Origin of the sequence: Streptomyces sp. NPDC101237, assembly GCF_044767465.1 — a bacterium.
Lineage (GTDB): Bacteria > Actinomycetota > Actinomycetes > Streptomycetales > Streptomycetaceae > Streptomyces > Streptomyces gramineus.
On sequence record NZ_JBIWNY010000006.1, the window covers coordinates 140140 to 155570 of the forward strand.

Consider the following 15431-nt stretch of genomic DNA (forward strand, 5'->3'; position numbering starts at 1 on the left):
CAGTTCCGCCCCCAGCCTCCGGCCGGAGGCGCCCCCAGCGCCCCTTGAGGACGCTCCGATACTGTCGGCGGTATGGGCACCCACTCCACGGAACCCCTTCCGACGCCTCGCACAGCCGCCGGCCGCGAAGGTCTTGCCGCACTCCTCTCGCAGCCGCGTTCCGCGCTCGTCGGGCTCGACTTCGACGGGACGCTCGCGCCGATCGTCGCCGATCCCGAGCAGGCCCGCGCGCACCCGGACGCCGTACCGGCCCTCGCCGCCCTCGCGCCCAAGGTGGCCTCCGTCGCCGTCATCACCGGCCGCCCCACCGACATCGCCGTCCGCTACGGCGGTTTCGCCGGCGTGCCCGGCCTGGACCACCTCGTCGTCCTCGGCCACTACGGCGCCGAACGCTGGGACGCGGCCACCGGCGAACTCACCGCCCCGCCCGCGCACCCCGGCATCGCCGCCGTCCGCGCCGAACTCCCGGCCGTCATCGACGCCGCGGGAGCGCACGGCACCTGGACCGAGGACAAGGGCCACGCCGTGGCCGTCCACACCCGCCGGGCCGAGGACCCGCAGGCCGCCTTCGAGGCCCTGCGCGCCCCGCTCACCGACCTGGCCACCCGGCACGGCCTGATCGTCGAACCGGGCCGCCTGGTCCTGGAACTCCGCCCGCCGGGCATGGACAAGGGCGTGGCCCTGCGCGCCTACGCACGGGAGATCGGCGCGGGCGCGATCCTCTACGCCGGCGACGACCTCGGCGACATCCCGGCCTTCGCCGCGGTGGAGAAACTGCGCGGGGAGGGCGTCCCGGGCCTGCTGGTGTGCAGCGGCAGCGCGGAGGTCACGGAACTCGCCGACCGGGCCGACCTGGTGGTCGACGGCCCGGAGGAAGTCGTCCGCCTCCTGAAAGCACTGGCCGAGCAGAGCGCCCCGTAAGGGCGCCGGGGGTGCCCCCGGCCGGAGGCCGGGGGAGGAACTGCGCGCCGAGCCCCCACCGGCCCGCGGCCGGGGAACTCAGCCCCGCAACGCCGCCAACTGCTCAAGGAACCAAGCCGCGGGCGGCAACGCGGTCGCCGCCGCGGCCAGCCGCTTCGACCGCTCCGCCCGCTCCTCGTCCCCCATGGTCAACGCCTCCTGCAAGGCACCGGCGGTCCCACCGATGTCGTAGGGGTTCACCACCACCGCGTCCTCGCCCAGCTCCTCGTACGCCCCCGCCTCCCGCGAGAGCACCAGCGCGCACCCCGCGTCCGAGACCAGCGGGATCTCCTTGGCCACCAGGTTCATGCCGTCCCGGATCGGGTTCACCAGCGCCACGTCGGCCAGTCGGTAGGCCGCGAGCGACCGGGCGAAGTCGTCCTTCACGTGCAGCACGACCGGGGTCCAGCCGGGCGTCCCGTAGGCCGCGTTGATCTCGTCGGCGACCCGCTGCACCTCGGCCGTGTAGTCGCGGTACACCGCGAGGTCCTGCCGCGACGGATACGCGAACGCGACGTGCACCACCCGCTCCCGCCACTCGGGGTGGTCGTCGAGCAGCTGCCGGTAGGCCAGCAGGCCCCGCACGATGTTCTTCGACAGCTCGGTCCGGTCCACCCGGACGATCGTCCGGCGGCCCTCGCCGATCTCCTCCCGCAGCGCCCGCATCCGCTCCTCCACGTCCGGTTCGTGCGACCGCTTCCGCAGGAACTCCGCGTCGGCCCCCAGCCCGTGCACCCCGATCCGGGTCTCACCGGCCGCCGGGATCCCCGGGCCCAGCACCGCGTGACAGCAGGCCACGAACGCGTCCGCCCACCGCCGGGTCAGGAACGCCGCGTGGTCCGCGCCCAGGATCCCGCCGAGCAGCTCCGCCGCGATGTCGTCGGGGAGCAGCCGGAAGTAGTCCGGCGGCGCCCACGGGGTGTGCGAGAAATGGCCGATACGCAGGTCCGGCCGCAGCCGCCGCAGCATCCGCGGGGCCAGCGCCAGGTGGTAGTCCTGGATGACGACGACCGCGCCCTGGCCCGCCTCCTGCGCCAGCGCCTCGGCGAACGCCTGGTTGTAGGCCTGGTACGACGCCCACTGGTGCCGGAACTCCGCGTCGAAGACCGGTTCCAACGGGGTCTGGTACAGCATGTGGTGGACGAACCAGAGCACCGAGTTCGCGACGCCGTTGTACGCGTCCGAGAACACGTCCGGGGCGATGTCGAGCATCCTGACCTGCTGCCCGCCGGTGTCCCCGGCCGGCAGCCGGCCGCCCTCGGCCCGCCGCACCGCCTCCCGGTCGCCGTCGCTCAGCGCCGCGCAGACCCACACCGCGTCCGCGTCCGGCCCGATCGCCGACAGGCCCGAGACCAGGCCGCCGCCGCCCCGTTTGGCGTGCAGCGAACCGTCGTCGCGCATCTCGTACGAAACCGGGCCGCGATTGGACGCGACCAGCACCTCAGCACCGCCGGTGGAAGACATACGCCTCAACCTAGCCCGGCCCGGAAACGCTCAAACGTGCGGTCACGTCCGACCCGCCGCGGTATACGGCCGTACGGCGAAGTCACGCCACCCGGCGTTCGGCGTACTCGGTGATCTCCGCCATCGGCGGCCGTTCCTCGGTGTCCACGGAGTAGGTGCGCGGTTCGAAGCCGTCCTCGCCCCGTTCGAACTGGGTCAGGGCGGGCCGGATCAGATGGCCGCGGGCCAGCCGCAGCTGGGCGGTGCGGTAGATCGCGGCGGACATCCGGCCGAGGGCCTGGCCGTCCTGGTGTCGGTGCTTGCGCACGCCGACGTCGACCTGGGCCAGGGCGTCCAGGCCGACCAGGTGCAGGGCGTCGACCAGCATGCCCAGCTCCACGCCGTAGCCGACCGGGAACGGGAGCTGTTCGAGGAGCGAGCGGCGGGCCGCGTACTCGCCGCCGAGCGGCTGGACGAACCCGGCCAGCTGCGGCCAGTGCATGTTCAGCAGCGGGCGGGCCATCAGCTCGGTGACCCGGCCGCCCTGTCCGGCCGAACCGGCGAGCGGGCGGTCGTACATCGCCTTGACCAGGTCCACGTCCGGGTCGGTCAGCAGCGGGCCGACGATGCCGGTGACGAAGTCGGAGGAGAACTCCCGCAGGTCGGCGTCGACGAAGCAGACGATGTCCCCGGTGGTGACCAGGAGCGAGCGCCAGAGCACCTCGCCCTTGCCGGGGACGGCGGGGATGCGCGGCAGGATCATGTCGCGGTGCACGACCCGGGCGCCGGCCGCCGCGGCCACCGCCGCCGTACGGTCGGTGGAACCGGAGTCGACGACCACGACCTCGTCGACGAGCGGCGCCTGCCGCATCAGGTCGTGGCGGATGATCGCGACGATGTCACCGACCGTCTCCTCCTCGTTGAGCGCGGGCAGCACGACGGAGACGGTCTGACCGGTGCGCTGCTTGGCGGCGAGTATCCGGTGCAGCGGACGTTCGTTCATGGACCAGGAGCGGGTGGCCAGCCAGCGCTCGACTTCTTCCAGCACAGTCAGCGGCTCCTCACTGTCACGATCACACTGCGGGGTGTGACCCATCTCGCGGTTCGGACGACTATCTCAACTGTCCTGGCCTTCGGTTACAGTCTTGAACAACGCCGATGACCATCGCATGTCCTGGGGTCACCGGCCGTTGACAACCGCATACCGCTCATCCAGAGGGGCAGAGGGATACGGCCCGATGAAGCCCCGGCAACCCTCCAGTCGGCTCTCGCTGATCGCTGTCGATCACTCGCGGGGCTCCCGGCTAGGGAAGGTGCCAAATCCGTCTCACGGCGAGATGCGTCGTGAGGAAGATGAGGAGAAAGGGCCTCGCCTCACATGGCTGTGCAGACTGCTGCGACCACCACCGACCCCGCGACCGTCGACCTCGGTCCCGCCACCGCACTGAGCTGCCGCGAGTGCGGCCACCGCGTGCCGCTCGGCCCGGTGTTCGCCTGCGAGGAGTGTTTCGGCCCGCTCGAGATCGCGTACGACTTCTCGGCCTACGACACCGAGGAGCTGCGCAAGCGCATCGAAGCGGGTCCCGCGAACATCTGGCGCTACGCGCCGCTGCTGCCCGTCCCCGCGGACGTGGCGACCAAGCCGAACATCAACCCGGGCTGGACCAAGCTCGTCCAGGCCGACAACCTGGCCAGGGAGCTGGGCGTCACCGGCGGCCTGTACGTCAAGGACGACTCCGGCAACCCGACGCACTCCTTCAAGGACCGCGTCGTCGCCCAGGCCGTCGAGGCCGCGCGCGCCTTCGGCTACACCACGCTCTCCTGCTCCTCCACCGGCAACCTCGCCGGCGCGGTCGGTGCCGCCGCCGCGCGGGCCGGCTTCCGCTCCTGCGTGTTCATCCCGCACGACCTGGAGCAGGGCAAGATCGTCATGGCCGCGATCTACGGCGGCGAGCTCGTCGGCATCGAGGGCAACTACGACGACGTGAACCGTTTCTGCTCCGAGCTGATCGGCGACTCGGCCGGTGAGGGCTGGGGCTTCGTCAACGTCAACCTGCGTCCCTACTACGCGGAGGGCTCCAAGACCCTGGCGTACGAGATCTGCGAGCAGCTCGGCTGGCGGATCCCGGACCAGCTGGTGATCCCGATCGCCTCGGGCTCGCAGCTCACGAAGATCGACAAGGGGCTGCAGGAGCTGATCAAGCTCGGGCTGGTCGAGGACAGGCCGTACAAGATCTTCGGTGCGCAGGCCGAGGGATGCTCGCCGGTGTCGGTGGCCTACAAGGCGGGCCACGACGTGGTCCGGCCGCAGAAGCCGAACACGATCGCCAAGTCCCTCGCCATCGGCAACCCGGCCGACGGACCCTATGTGCTGGACATCGCGCGCCGTACCGGCGGTGCGGTGGAGGACGTCACCGACGAGCAGGTCGTCGACGCGATCAAGCTGCTCGCGCGGACCGAGGGAATCTTCGCGGAGACCGCCGGCGGGGTGACGGTCGGCGTCACCAGGAAGCTCATCGAGAACGGGCAGATCGATCCGTCGAAGTCGGTCGTCGTACTGAACACGGGTGACGGACTGAAGACGCTGGACGCCGTGGCGGGGACCGGTCTGACGGCCACCATCCGGCCCACGCTCGAGTCGTTCCGTGAAGCCGGGCTCGCCTGAGCCGGCCCTGTCCATTCCAGCGCGTCGCCCCATCGGAGGTTCACACGTGAGCGTCACCGTTCGCATCCCCACCATCCTGCGCACCTACACCGGTGGCCAGGCCGAGGTCAGCGCCGAAGGAGGCACCCTCGGCGAGGTCATATCCGACCTGGAGAGGAACCACACCGGTATCGCCGGCCGGGTGCTCGACGACGAGGGCAAGCTGCGCCGCTTCGTCAACGTGTACGTCAATGACGACGACGTGCGGTTCGAGCAGGGACTGGAGACGGCCACGCCCGACGGCGCCGGTGTCTCCATCATCCCGGCCGTGGCCGGCGGCTGATCCGCCGTTCCGCTGACAGGCTGATCGAATGACCGAACATTACCTTCGGTAAGGCCGATCACCGAGTGTTCATCCGATTGCCCCCTCCGTGAGAGAAGCGGAGGGGGCAATTCTGTGTGGTTGAGCGCGGTACAGTTGGGGAACGCGATCCCGATCTCCAGGTCGGGAGCCCCGTATTCGATACCGCAGGCCCGCCAAGAAGTAACCAAAGTGCGCGGCCGTACGCGGCTTTTGCGGCTTTTATAGGGCCCGACTTGCCCTGAATTCAGCCGAATTCTCACTACATTCCGGACCCTTCCCGTCCAGAATTCTCGTCCGATTGACCTGTTGCAGACGGCAGTTGGGCAGATACATTCAGCCGCGGTCGACGCGTTCCGGCGCACGCCCCCAACCATTGGGGAGTGAGGTCTGACCCGGATCCGCGAAGTGTGGATCTGTGCAAGGGCCAGTAATAGGGGAGTTAGGCATGGCTCAGGGCACCGTCAAGTGGTTCAACGCGGAGAAGGGGTACGGCTTCATCGCGGTCGACGGTGGTGCGGATGTTTTCGTCCACTACAGCGCGATCCAGATGGACGGCTACCGCACCCTGGAGGAAGGTCAGCGGGTCGATTTCGAGATCTCGCAGGGCCAGAAGGGGCCGCAGGCGGACATGGTCCGGCTCGCGACCAGCTGAAGCACGCGCCGACTGACAGCGTCGTTCTTCCTTCTTGTCGGAGGGCTCGTATCCCATGGGGAGTCATGGGTTACGAGCCCTTTGGCATGCCCCGGACATCGAGGCGGCGCGCGGACGGGCGCGGACGTGCCGCGGCCGCGGCGCGCCCCCGGTCCGGCCGGGCTTCCCGCGCCCGTCCGTCACCCGGCCACCCCCCCTGAACGAGCCCCCGCTTCGCGAGGGCGCCTTGCACTCTCGATGGGCGAGTGCTAATCATTGGCGTTAGCACTCTGAAGGTGAGAGTGACAAAAATGGACCGGGTCGGTGAGGCCCGCAGGCCGGGTGGGGCAAAGGACCCACGGGTCGGCGAGCCGTCCGTCGCGGGCGCGGGCGCGGTCCGTAAAGACTCACCCCCAGTCCTGGAGGGACCACTTCACATGGCCAAGATCATCGCGTTCGACGAGGAGGCGCGGCGCGGCCTTGAGCGCGGTATGAACCAGCTCGCCGACGCCGTCAAGGTCACCCTCGGCCCCAAGGGCCGCAACGTCGTCCTTGAGAAGAAGTGGGGCGCCCCCACGATCACCAACGATGGTGTGTCCATCGCCAAGGAGATCGAGCTGGAGGACCCGTACGAGAAGATCGGCGCCGAGCTGGTCAAGGAAGTCGCCAAGAAGACGGACGACGTCGCCGGTGACGGTACGACCACCGCGACCGTGCTCGCCCAGGCCCTGGTCAAGGAAGGCCTGCGCAACGTCGCCGCCGGCGCCAACCCGATGGCTCTGAAGCGCGGTATCGAGAAGGCCGTCGAGGCCGTCTCCGGTGCCCTCCTGGAGCAGGCGAAGGACGTCGAGACCAAGGAGCAGATCGCCTCCACGGCCTCCATCTCCGCCGCCGACACCCAGATCGGCGAGCTCATCGCCGAGGCCATGGACAAGGTCGGCAAGGAAGGCGTCATCACCGTCGAGGAGTCCCAGACCTTCGGTCTGGAGCTGGAGCTCACCGAGGGTATGCGCTTCGACAAGGGCTACATCTCGGCGTACTTCGCCACCGACATGGAGCGTATGGAGGCGTCCCTCGACGACCCGTACATCCTGATCGCCAACTCGAAGATCGGCTCCGTCAAGGACCTGCTCCCGCTGCTGGAGAAGGTCATGCAGTCGGGCAAGCCGCTGCTGATCATCGCCGAGGACGTCGAGGGCGAGGCCCTGTCGACCCTGGTCGTGAACAAGATCCGCGGCACCTTCAAGTCCGTCGCGGTCAAGGCCCCGGGCTTCGGCGACCGCCGCAAGGCGATGCTGAACGACATCGCCATCCTCACCGGCGGCGAGGTCATCTCCGAGGAGGTCGGTCTCAAGCTGGAGAACACGACCCTCGACCTGCTGGGCCGCGCCCGCAAGGTGGTCATCACCAAGGACGAGACCACCATCGTCGACGGCGCCGGCTCCACCGAGCAGGTGCAGGGCCGCGTCAACCAGATCCGCGCCGAGATCGAGCAGTCCGACTCGGACTACGACCGCGAGAAGCTCCAGGAGCGCCTGGCCAAGCTCGCCGGTGGCGTCGCCGTCATCAAGGCCGGTGCCGCGACCGAGGTCGAGCTCAAGGAGCGCAAGCACCGCATCGAGGACGCCGTTCGCAACGCGAAGGCGGCCGTCGAGGAGGGCATCGTCGCCGGTGGTGGCGTGGCCCTGCTCCAGGCCTCCCAGGTGTTCGAGAAGCTGGAGCTCGAAGGTGACGAGGCGACCGGCGCCAACGCCGTGAAGCTCGCCCTGGAGGCCCCGCTCAAGCAGATCGCCGTCAACGGTGGTCTCGAGGGTGGCGTCGTCGTGGAGAAGGTCCGCAACCTCCAGGTCGGCCACGGCCTGAACGCCGCGACCGGCGAGTACGTCGACATGATCGCCGAGGGCATCATCGACCCGGCGAAGGTGACCCGTTCCGCGCTGCAGAACGCCGCCTCCATCGCCGCGCTGTTCCTGACCACCGAGGCCGTCATCGCCGACAAGCCGGAGAAGGCCGCCGCGGCCGCTCCGGGCGGCATGCCGGGCGGTGACATGGACTTCTGATCGACCCTGGTCGATCGCTCGTCCTGACCGAGGGCGGCACTCCCTGTTCGCAGGGGGTGCCGCCCTCGGGCGTTGTCCGGAGCGGGAGTTGGTGGTCGCGCAGGCGTGCCGGGCGAGGGCGCGTGACCTGGGTCATACGACTTTCCCGCCGGGGCGGGAATGGAGGGCTCCGCGGAACTCGTTGACACCGGATGTGCACTCGATGCGCGTGCACATACCGTCCGGTCTATCACCTTTTCACGAGGAGCCCCCCACGTGACCGTCACCACGCCCTCCGCCTCCCGCGCGGCCGAGATCCTGTCCCGTCCGATCGCCCTGAACGGGCTCACGGTCCCCAACCGGATCGTGATGGCGCCGATGACCCGCCAGTTCAGCCCGGGTGGCGTTCCCGGTGAGGACGTGGTCTCGTACTACTCCCGCCGGGCCGCCGCCGGTGTCGGCCTGATCGTCACCGAGGGCACGTACGTCGGCCACGACTCCGCCGGGCAGAGCACCCGCATCCCGCGCTTCCACGGCGAGGAGCAGCTGGCCGGCTGGGCGAAGGTCGCCGAGGGCGTGCACGCGGCGGGCGGCACCATCGTGCCGCAGCTGTGGCACATCGGCATGGTCCGCAAGCAGGGCCAGCCGCCGGTGGCGGACGCCCCCGCCGTCGGCCCCTCCGGCATCCGCCTGGACGGCACCGAGGGCGAGGGCAAGGCGATGACCTCGCAGGACCTGGACGACGTCATCCGCGCGTTCGCCGAGGCCGCGGCCGCCGCCGAGCGCATCGGATTCGACGGGGTCGAGCTGCACGGCGCCCACGGCTACCTCCTCGACCAGTTCCTGTGGGCGGGCACCAACCGCCGCACCGACGCCTACGGCGGCGACCCGGTCGCCCGCACCCGGTTCGCCGCCGAGATCGTGGCCGCCGTCCGCGCGGCGGTCTCCCCGGACTTCCCGGTGATCTTCCGCTACTCGCAGTGGAAGTCGGACAACTACGACGCCCGCCTCGCCGAGACCCCGGAGGAACTGGAGGCGATCCTCACCCCGCTGGCGGCGGCCGGCGTCGACGTCTTCCACGCCTCCACCCGGCGCTACTGGCTCCCCGAGTTCGAGGACTCCGACCTCAACCTGGCCGGCTGGACCAAGAAGCTCACCGGCAAGCCGACCATCACCGTCGGCTCGGTCGGCCTCGACGGCGACTTCATCAAGGCCTTCGTGGGCGAGGGCTCCGTGACCAGGGGCATCGACGACCTCCTGGACAGCCTGGAGCGCGACGAGTACGACATGGTCGCCGTCGGCCGCGCCCTCCTCCAGGACCCGGAGTGGGCGGCCAAGGTGCTGGCCGGCCGCACCGACGAACTCGCCTCCTACGACGCCGCCTCGCTGAAGACGCTCAGCTGACCTGAGCCCCGCACGCGCCCCCGGACCACCGGCGACCGGCCGGACCGGGGGCGTGCGCGTACCGGGACGCGGCCCCGGGCCCCCGGTACCGTCCGGGCATGGCCTACCGGCTGGTCCACGAGTTCACGCCCGCCCCGCTGCTCGGCTGACCGGAGCGGCGCCCGGCCCGGGATCAGAGGTTGCCGAGCGGCTCGATGTCCACGTGGACCGGTGTGCCCCAGACCCGCAGCACCTCGTAGTCGGTGAATTCGTGGACCAGCCGGTAGGCCATGGCCGGCCGGGACCCGCGGCGCTGGGCACCGATGTACAGCTCGGCCTCGCGCCGGTCGCGGCGCGGGGTGCCGCACAGCTCCCACTCCCGTCCGTTCCACGCCTCCGGCAGCCACCGCTGCTGGGCCTGCGGCCGGTCGGCCCGCACCCCGTACCGCGACATCGACGGCCCCGCGGCGGCCTCCCCCTGCGCGGGCCGCGGCCCGCCCGCGTACTCCGACCGCCGGGCGGCCCGCCGCCGCGTCTCGCAGAGCAGGCACAGATCCGGGGCGCTCTCGTCCACCGGCCCCTGCGGGTGCTCGGCGCACCGCGTGGCGGGCGCGGCCGAGCCGACGCTCTCCTCCAGCAGGTCGAGGGCGCGCCGCAGGTCGTTCTTGACCTCGTGCAGCTTGCCGTCGGGCGTGGTGGCGGTCAGCGCCTCCCCGTGCTCGCCGAGCAGCCGAAGGGCCCGCCCCAGGGCGGTGAGCTGGGAGTGGTTCATAGCCCCCAGCGTGGCACACGGCACCGACAGCGCACCGGCGAGGCGGGGGAGGGGCGCGGAGGGCGCGGGGCGGGTGCCACGAGTCCGGCAGCGGGGCCACCACCGGCCACGGCGTGGACGACGGTGGCCCCGCAGGCGTCGGCGCCAGGTGCGCGCGGGCCTCGCGGCACCGGGTCACGCCGTCGGGGAGGGAGGTGACGTGCGCGGGGCCGCCGTGGTGAGTGCGGCGCGCAGGTGGCCGCCGGACTGCTCCAGGAGGCGGGCGGCGGTGGGGCCGTCGACACCGGCCAGGATCACCAGGACGGCGTTCTTCACCTCGCCGTCGGTCGCGGCGAGGGCCCGCTCGGTCTCCTCCTCGCCGGCGCCGGTCGCCAGGGCCACGATCCGCCGGGACCTGGCGCGCAGCTTCTCGTTCGAGGCCCGGACGTCGACCATCAGGTTCCCGTAGGTCTTGCCGAGCCGGATCATCGTGATCGTCGACAGCATGTTGAGGACGAGCTTCTGGGCGGTGCCCGCCTTGAGTCGGGTGGAGCCGGTGAGCAGTTCGGGGCCGACGACCACCTCGATGCCGTGCTCGGCGGCGGCCGCGAGCGCGCTGCCCGCGTTGCAGGACAGACCGACGGTCAGGGCGCCGAGGGCGCGGGCGTGTTCGACGGCGCCGACGGCGTAGGGGGTGCGGCCGGACGCCGAGATCCCGACGACCGCGTCGGCGGCGCCGATCCCGAGGGCGTCGAGGTCCTCGCGGGCCAGTTCCGCCGAGTCCTCGGCGCCCTCCACCGAGGTGACCAGGGCCGCGGGACCGCCCGCGATGACGCCGACGACCTGTCCGGGGGCGGTGGCGAAGGTGGGCGGGCACTCCGAGGCGTCGAGCACGCCGAGCCGTCCGGCGGTGCCGGCACCGGCGTAGACCAGCCGCCCGCCGGTGGACATCCGGGCCGAGATCGCGTCGACGGCGCCGGCGATCTCGGGCAGCCGCAGCGCGACGGCGGCGGCGACCTGCGCGTCCTCGCCGTTCATGAGCCGCGCGATGTCGAGGGTGGGAAGCGTGTCGATCTCGGCGAGCTCGGGCCGGAACGCCTCGGTGGTGAGCGTGTCGAGCTGGCTGCGGAGGGAGCGGTGTTCGGTGGTCATGGAGGACGGCTCTTTCTGACTCGGTCGAGCGCACACACCCAGGGACGCGGGCCCTGCCGGACAGGCGGCTGCTCCGTGCGCGGGCACGTCGGCCCACGGCGCGGCCGCGTCCGTCGTACCGCACGCGCCCCTACGGTCTACCGGGGCAAATTACGATGCCGGTGCGCCAACGCCTCGTAGGACGCCGCCAGCGCGGGTGCCGTCGTCTCGTACGTCCGCTGCGCGACACCCACGAAGAGGCAGTCCACCACCAGCAGCTGACCGGTGCGCGAGGACATCGCGGCCGGCCGCAGCTCGCTCTCCCGGGAGGTCGACGTCGTCAGCACGTGGTCGGCGTACTGCGCCACCGAGGAGTCCGGTCGTCCGGTGACGGCGATGGTCGTCGCTCCGCGCTCGAACGCCACCCGCAGCGGCTCGATGACGTCGCCGGTGGCCCCGGAGTGCGTGATGGCGACGGCCACGTCACCCGCGCGCAACTGCACCGCGTTGGTGACCGCCAGGTGCGGATCGCTGTGCGCGTGCGCTATCAGCCCTATCCGCAGCAGTTTCTGCGTGAGGTCCTGGGCGACCAGCCCGGACGCCCCGATGCCGTAGACGTCGGTCCGCCGGGCGGCGGCGAGCGCGTTCACCGCGGCGTCCAGCTGGACGGTGTCCAGGCCGGCGGCGGTGTCCGCGAGGGCCTGCTGCTCGTCATGGGCGAGTTTCGCCACGACGTCGGCGATCGGATCGTCGACGGCTATGTCGGTGGTGATCGCGGGCGCGCGTCCGGACTGCTGGTGGGCGGCGAGCCCGGCGAGGGCGAGCCGCAGGTCGCGATAGCCGGGGTAGCCGAGCAGGCGGGCGGTGCGCACGACGGTCGCCTCGCTCGTGCCGGTGCGCTCGGCGAGACCGGTGACGGTGAGGGCCGCGCAGCCGGCGGGGTCGCCGGCGACGGTCTCGGCGACGCGCTGCATGGAGCGGGTCATGGACGGGGCGAGGGTCCGCACCTTGGCCGCGAGGGCGGCCGGGGCCGGCGGCGTGCTCCCGGGGGCCGGGATCCCGCCCGGACGGTTGCCGAAAATTTCCTTCACGTTCTCGGTCACTCCTGAAAGATATTTTCGTTGCGGGTGTCGGGTCAAGACCGCGCACAATAGGACCATGGACCCCGTGACCCCCCTGGAGCAGGCGCTGCACGCCGCCCGTGCCCGCGTCCTCGCCGACCTGGTCGCGCGCGAGGTCGCCGAGGCGGACGTCGTCTCGCTGGTCGAGGACTCCGTCGTACAGCGCCGCTGGTGGGTGGAGCAGTGGCCGGACGGGGTGGAGTTCGTGGCGGGGCTGGTCGCCCAGGACGTCCAGGACGCGCTCCTCGAACGGCACGGCCGCTGGCCGCTGTGCCCGGTGTGCCCCACCGGCGACCCGCACGCCCTGGACGTCGAGCCGGAGCTGGGCCCGGACCCGCACTGGGTGTGCCACAAGGCGGGCGTGAAGGTCGCCTCCGTCGGCTCGCTGGGCCGGGCGCCGGGCGGGACGGCGTCCTCGTGACGGTGTTCTCATGACCGTGTACATCGACCCGCCGACCTGGCCGGGCCACGACCGGCTCTGGTCCCACCTGGTCAGCGACGTGTCCTACGCCGAACTGCACGCCTTCGCCGAGGAGTTGGGCGTGCCGCGCCGGGCCTTCGAGCGGGACCACTACGACATCCCCTCGCACCGGTACGCGGACGCGGTGCGGGCGGGCGCGGTGCGGGTCAGCAGCCGCGAGGTGGTGCGGCTGCTGCACGGGGCCGGGCTGCGCCGACGCAAGCGCGGGCTGCCGGGGTGACCCTGCTCAGCGGCCGCGCAGTTCGAAGGCCAGTCCCTCGCCTTCCGCGCTCACCTTGGTGAAACCGGCGCGGGCCAGGACCGCCTGGGACGGGGTGTTGGCGGGCTCGACGGTGGCGAAGAGGGAGGTCACGTCGGGGCGGGCCAGGGCCCAGTCGGCCAGCGCGCGCAGCGCCTCCGTCGCGTAGCCGTTGCCGCGGGCGGACTCGGTCAGGTCGTAGCCGATCTCGACGCGGCCCTCCTCGTCCGGCGCGGAGTGGAAGCCCAGGCCGCCGACCGCGCGGCCGTCCTCCCGTCGGACCAGCGCGAACACCCCGAACTCGGGCCGGTGCACGCCCCCTTCGTACGCCTTCAGCAGGAACCCGGCGGCGTCCCGGGTGCCCTCGTACGGACCGCCCTCGGCCCACGTGAAGCCGCCGTCGCCGCCCAGGCGCAGGTCACGGGCCTCGGCGGGGCGGATGCCGACGAGGTCGAGGCGGTCGGCGCCGATGACGAGGTTGTTGCGCCAGCGCCATTCGGCGACCGGGGCGCGGCCGGGCAGCTCGCCGCGGCCGGTGGCCCACAGCAGGGTCGTCCAGGGCGTCGGGCCGGGCTGGACGTGCGGGAAGAGCACTTCCAGGACCGACGCGGCCAGCTCCTCCGACGGCTGGTGGGGCAGCCCCAGGGCCGCCGCCATGTCCTGCGTGTGCAGCAGCACTTCGGCGACGCCCATCGCGGCGAAGCCGGTCCGGTCGGCGCTGCGGAAGGGGTAGGGGTGGAACGCGCGGACGCCGTGCGGGGTGGTCCGGACGGTGGTGGCGAGCAGGGCGCCGGTCGTCTCGAGCACGTGCAGCAGACCGGAGTTGTCGGTGCCGTCGTCGAGCCTCAGCTCGAAGGGCACGTACGCGTCCTTCGCGCGCCCGGCCAGATTCGCCGCGTACGCGACGAGGTCGTCGGCCACATGGACCGCCGTCTCATGGCAGCTCCACTCCAGGCCCGCCGCCTTCACCGCCGTCCAGTCCCGGTCCACCGCCGGCCGCAGCACCGCGACACAGGCCGCGACGGCCTCTTCCACCTGATCCCCGCCCATTTCACGCATGAGCCGCACCCTAGGGCGCCGGGTCGGGTGGGGTCGACAGCATTTCCAGCTCGGCGGCGAGGTTGTGACGGGCGGTCGGCTCCCACCTGTCCCGGCCGTACGGCGTCCTGAAGAGCCGTGGCAGGCCGAGGAGTTGACGCAGGATCGCGGACCGGCCGGCCCGGAAGGCGTCGCTCGGCACGAAGTGGTACTCCTCGCGCACCTCGGCGGTGTAGGCGGCGTACGCGGCGGGCGGCGCGGCGAGGATCGCGAGGTCGGCGTCGCACAGGACCTCGCCGTTGCGGTCGCCGGGGGCCGGGTCGTGGGTGACGGTCAGCCGGACCAGGCGGGCCACCTCGGCGGTCCCGGCGACCGGCACCCCGGCCTCGGCGAGGGCGCGTTCGGCGAGGCGGGCCGAACGCTCCTCGTTCTCCGACCGGTCCGGCAGGTAGACGGCGTCGTGGAACCACGCGGCGAGCCGCACCAGGTCCGGCTCGTCCGCGTGCTCCGCCAGGACGTCGACGTGGTCGAGGACCGCCGTGAGGTGGGCCGCGGTGTGGTACCTGCGCTGGGGTTCGCGCCAGCGGTCCAGCAGGGCCGTGGCGTACCGGTCGGGGTCGGGCAGGCGCGGGTCGTCGCCACGCGCCGCGAGAAGGGCGTGCCGCCAGCGGACACGCAGTTCCTGGAGATCGGCCATGCCGGCATTCTCCCGCGTGCGACGGACAAGCCCCCGGCGTGGACCGCACGACTGCCGCCGACGAAGGACGAGACCCCACGCTGCCCGGACGTCTGCTCGCCGTCGAGCGTGACGCGCTGCTCCCGCTCCTGCGCTCCCGGCCGCACGCGCTCTCGCTGCTGGCGGGGATCACCCGGGGCCGGGGCCGGCCGCGCCTGCAGGCCGACCTGGACGACGTGGACGAGCCGCTCCACCTGGGCGTGCCGAGCGGGACCCGGACCCCGGCCCGTTTCATCGGGGACTCGGCGACGCTCGTGAGGCTGTGCACGGGCCGGGCGGCCGACGGGGCCTCGTACGAGCTGACCGGGGCGGCGGTGGAGGAGCTGAATCTGTACGGGTGAGCGGCCGGGGGCGGTCTCGCGTGCGTATACGGTCCCCCCGTACCCTTGGATTGGACTAGACCTCCTACGGCCGGCCGGTCCGCGGATCGGCCTGCCGTGCCGGGGGTACCCGGGGAACACCACGGAAGGG

At 72.0% G+C, this 15431-nt stretch carries 16 protein-coding genes and 1 riboswitch; of the genes, 9 read left to right on the forward strand and 7 right to left on the reverse strand.

Annotated features, from left to right (window positions below; genetic code table 11):
• Positions 1-72: 72 nt before the first annotated feature.
• Positions 73-921 (forward strand): trehalose-phosphatase, encoded by an 849-nt coding sequence (otsB, locus tag ACIRQ9_RS11895; RefSeq protein ID WP_404170317.1) that lies wholly within the window; start codon positions 73-75, stop codon positions 919-921.
• A 78-nt stretch (positions 922-999) separates the two neighbouring features.
• Here otsB and ACIRQ9_RS11900 read toward each other — a convergent pair whose 3' ends face one another.
• Both ACIRQ9_RS11900 and ACIRQ9_RS11905 read right to left on the reverse strand, forming a co-directional pair.
• A complete protein-coding gene (locus ACIRQ9_RS11900; RefSeq protein WP_404170319.1) occupies positions 1000-2424 on the reverse strand; it encodes a trehalose-6-phosphate synthase in 1425 nt (474 codons plus the stop codon).
• 82 nt (positions 2425-2506) lie between these two features.
• A complete protein-coding gene (locus ACIRQ9_RS11905; protein WP_404170322.1) occupies positions 2507-3451 on the reverse strand; it encodes a glucosyl-3-phosphoglycerate synthase in 945 nt (314 codons plus the stop codon).
• 157 nt (positions 3452-3608) lie between these two features.
• Positions 3609-3763: riboswitch (SAM riboswitch) on the forward strand.
• Between the two features lie 18 nt (positions 3764-3781).
• Between ACIRQ9_RS11905 and thrC the strand changes: the two genes are divergently transcribed.
• The 5 genes from thrC to ACIRQ9_RS11930 all read left to right on the forward strand — a co-directional run bounded on the left by thrC (position 3782) and on the right by ACIRQ9_RS11930 (position 9485).
• Positions 3782-5068 (forward strand): threonine synthase, encoded by a 1287-nt coding sequence (gene thrC / locus ACIRQ9_RS11910; protein WP_404170325.1) that lies wholly within the window; start codon positions 3782-3784, stop codon positions 5066-5068.
• Between the two features lie 46 nt (positions 5069-5114).
• Complete coding sequence (locus ACIRQ9_RS11915) at positions 5115-5390, forward strand: MoaD/ThiS family protein (protein ID WP_404170328.1); 276 nt, start codon at positions 5115-5117, stop codon at positions 5388-5390.
• Positions 5391-5856: 466 nt separating this feature from the next.
• Positions 5857-6063, forward strand: a complete 207-nt coding sequence (locus tag ACIRQ9_RS11920) for a cold-shock protein (protein WP_019057200.1) — start codon at positions 5857-5859, stop codon at positions 6061-6063.
• Between the two features lie 416 nt (positions 6064-6479).
• Positions 6480-8102 (forward strand): chaperonin GroEL, encoded by a 1623-nt coding sequence (gene groL / locus ACIRQ9_RS11925; protein WP_351711336.1) that lies wholly within the window; start codon positions 6480-6482, stop codon positions 8100-8102.
• Between the two features lie 255 nt (positions 8103-8357).
• On the forward strand, positions 8358-9485 hold the full coding sequence (locus ACIRQ9_RS11930; RefSeq protein WP_404170331.1) for an NADH:flavin oxidoreductase: 1128 nt from the start codon (positions 8358-8360) through the stop codon (positions 9483-9485).
• Between the two features lie 172 nt (positions 9486-9657).
• Here ACIRQ9_RS11930 and ACIRQ9_RS11935 read toward each other — a convergent pair whose 3' ends face one another.
• From ACIRQ9_RS11935 to ACIRQ9_RS11945, 3 genes are all read right to left on the reverse strand, one after another.
• The gene (locus ACIRQ9_RS11935; protein WP_404170334.1) at positions 9658-10236 is read right to left on the reverse strand and encodes a hypothetical protein; all 579 of its coding nucleotides are present in this window, start codon (positions 10234-10236) and stop codon (positions 9658-9660) included.
• A gap of 174 nt (positions 10237-10410) precedes the next feature.
• The gene (gene murQ / locus ACIRQ9_RS11940; protein ID WP_404170337.1) at positions 10411-11367 is read right to left on the reverse strand and encodes an N-acetylmuramic acid 6-phosphate etherase; all 957 of its coding nucleotides are present in this window, start codon (positions 11365-11367) and stop codon (positions 10411-10413) included.
• A gap of 137 nt (positions 11368-11504) precedes the next feature.
• A complete protein-coding gene (locus ACIRQ9_RS11945; protein WP_404170340.1) occupies positions 11505-12449 on the reverse strand; it encodes a MurR/RpiR family transcriptional regulator in 945 nt (314 codons plus the stop codon).
• 55 nt (positions 12450-12504) lie between these two features.
• Here ACIRQ9_RS11945 and ACIRQ9_RS11950 point away from each other — a divergent pair, with 55 nt between their 5' ends.
• Together ACIRQ9_RS11950 and ACIRQ9_RS11955 are read left to right on the forward strand one after the other, a co-directional pair.
• Entirely contained in the window at positions 12505-12888 is a 384-nt protein-coding gene (locus ACIRQ9_RS11950; RefSeq protein WP_404170343.1) for a hypothetical protein, read from the forward strand.
• A gap of 10 nt (positions 12889-12898) precedes the next feature.
• The gene (locus ACIRQ9_RS11955; protein WP_404170345.1) at positions 12899-13168 is read left to right on the forward strand and encodes a DUF4031 domain-containing protein; all 270 of its coding nucleotides are present in this window, start codon (positions 12899-12901) and stop codon (positions 13166-13168) included.
• Between the two features lie 6 nt (positions 13169-13174).
• On the opposite strand, the gene ACIRQ9_RS11960 is transcribed toward ACIRQ9_RS11955, so the two are convergent.
• Both ACIRQ9_RS11960 and ACIRQ9_RS11965 read right to left on the reverse strand, forming a co-directional pair.
• Positions 13175-14245, reverse strand: coding sequence for a GNAT family N-acetyltransferase (locus ACIRQ9_RS11960; RefSeq protein ID WP_404170348.1), 1071 nt, complete (start codon positions 14243-14245; stop codon positions 13175-13177).
• Between the two features lie 10 nt (positions 14246-14255).
• Positions 14256-14921, reverse strand: a complete 666-nt coding sequence (locus ACIRQ9_RS11965; protein ID WP_404170351.1) for a hypothetical protein — start codon at positions 14919-14921, stop codon at positions 14256-14258.
• Between the two features lie 38 nt (positions 14922-14959).
• On the opposite strand from ACIRQ9_RS11965, the gene ACIRQ9_RS11970 reads away from it, so the two are divergent.
• Positions 14960-15301: a hypothetical protein gene (locus tag ACIRQ9_RS11970; RefSeq protein WP_404170353.1), complete on the forward strand. Its 342-nt coding sequence runs from the start codon at positions 14960-14962 to the stop codon at positions 15299-15301.
• Positions 15302-15431 lie beyond the last annotated feature (130 nt).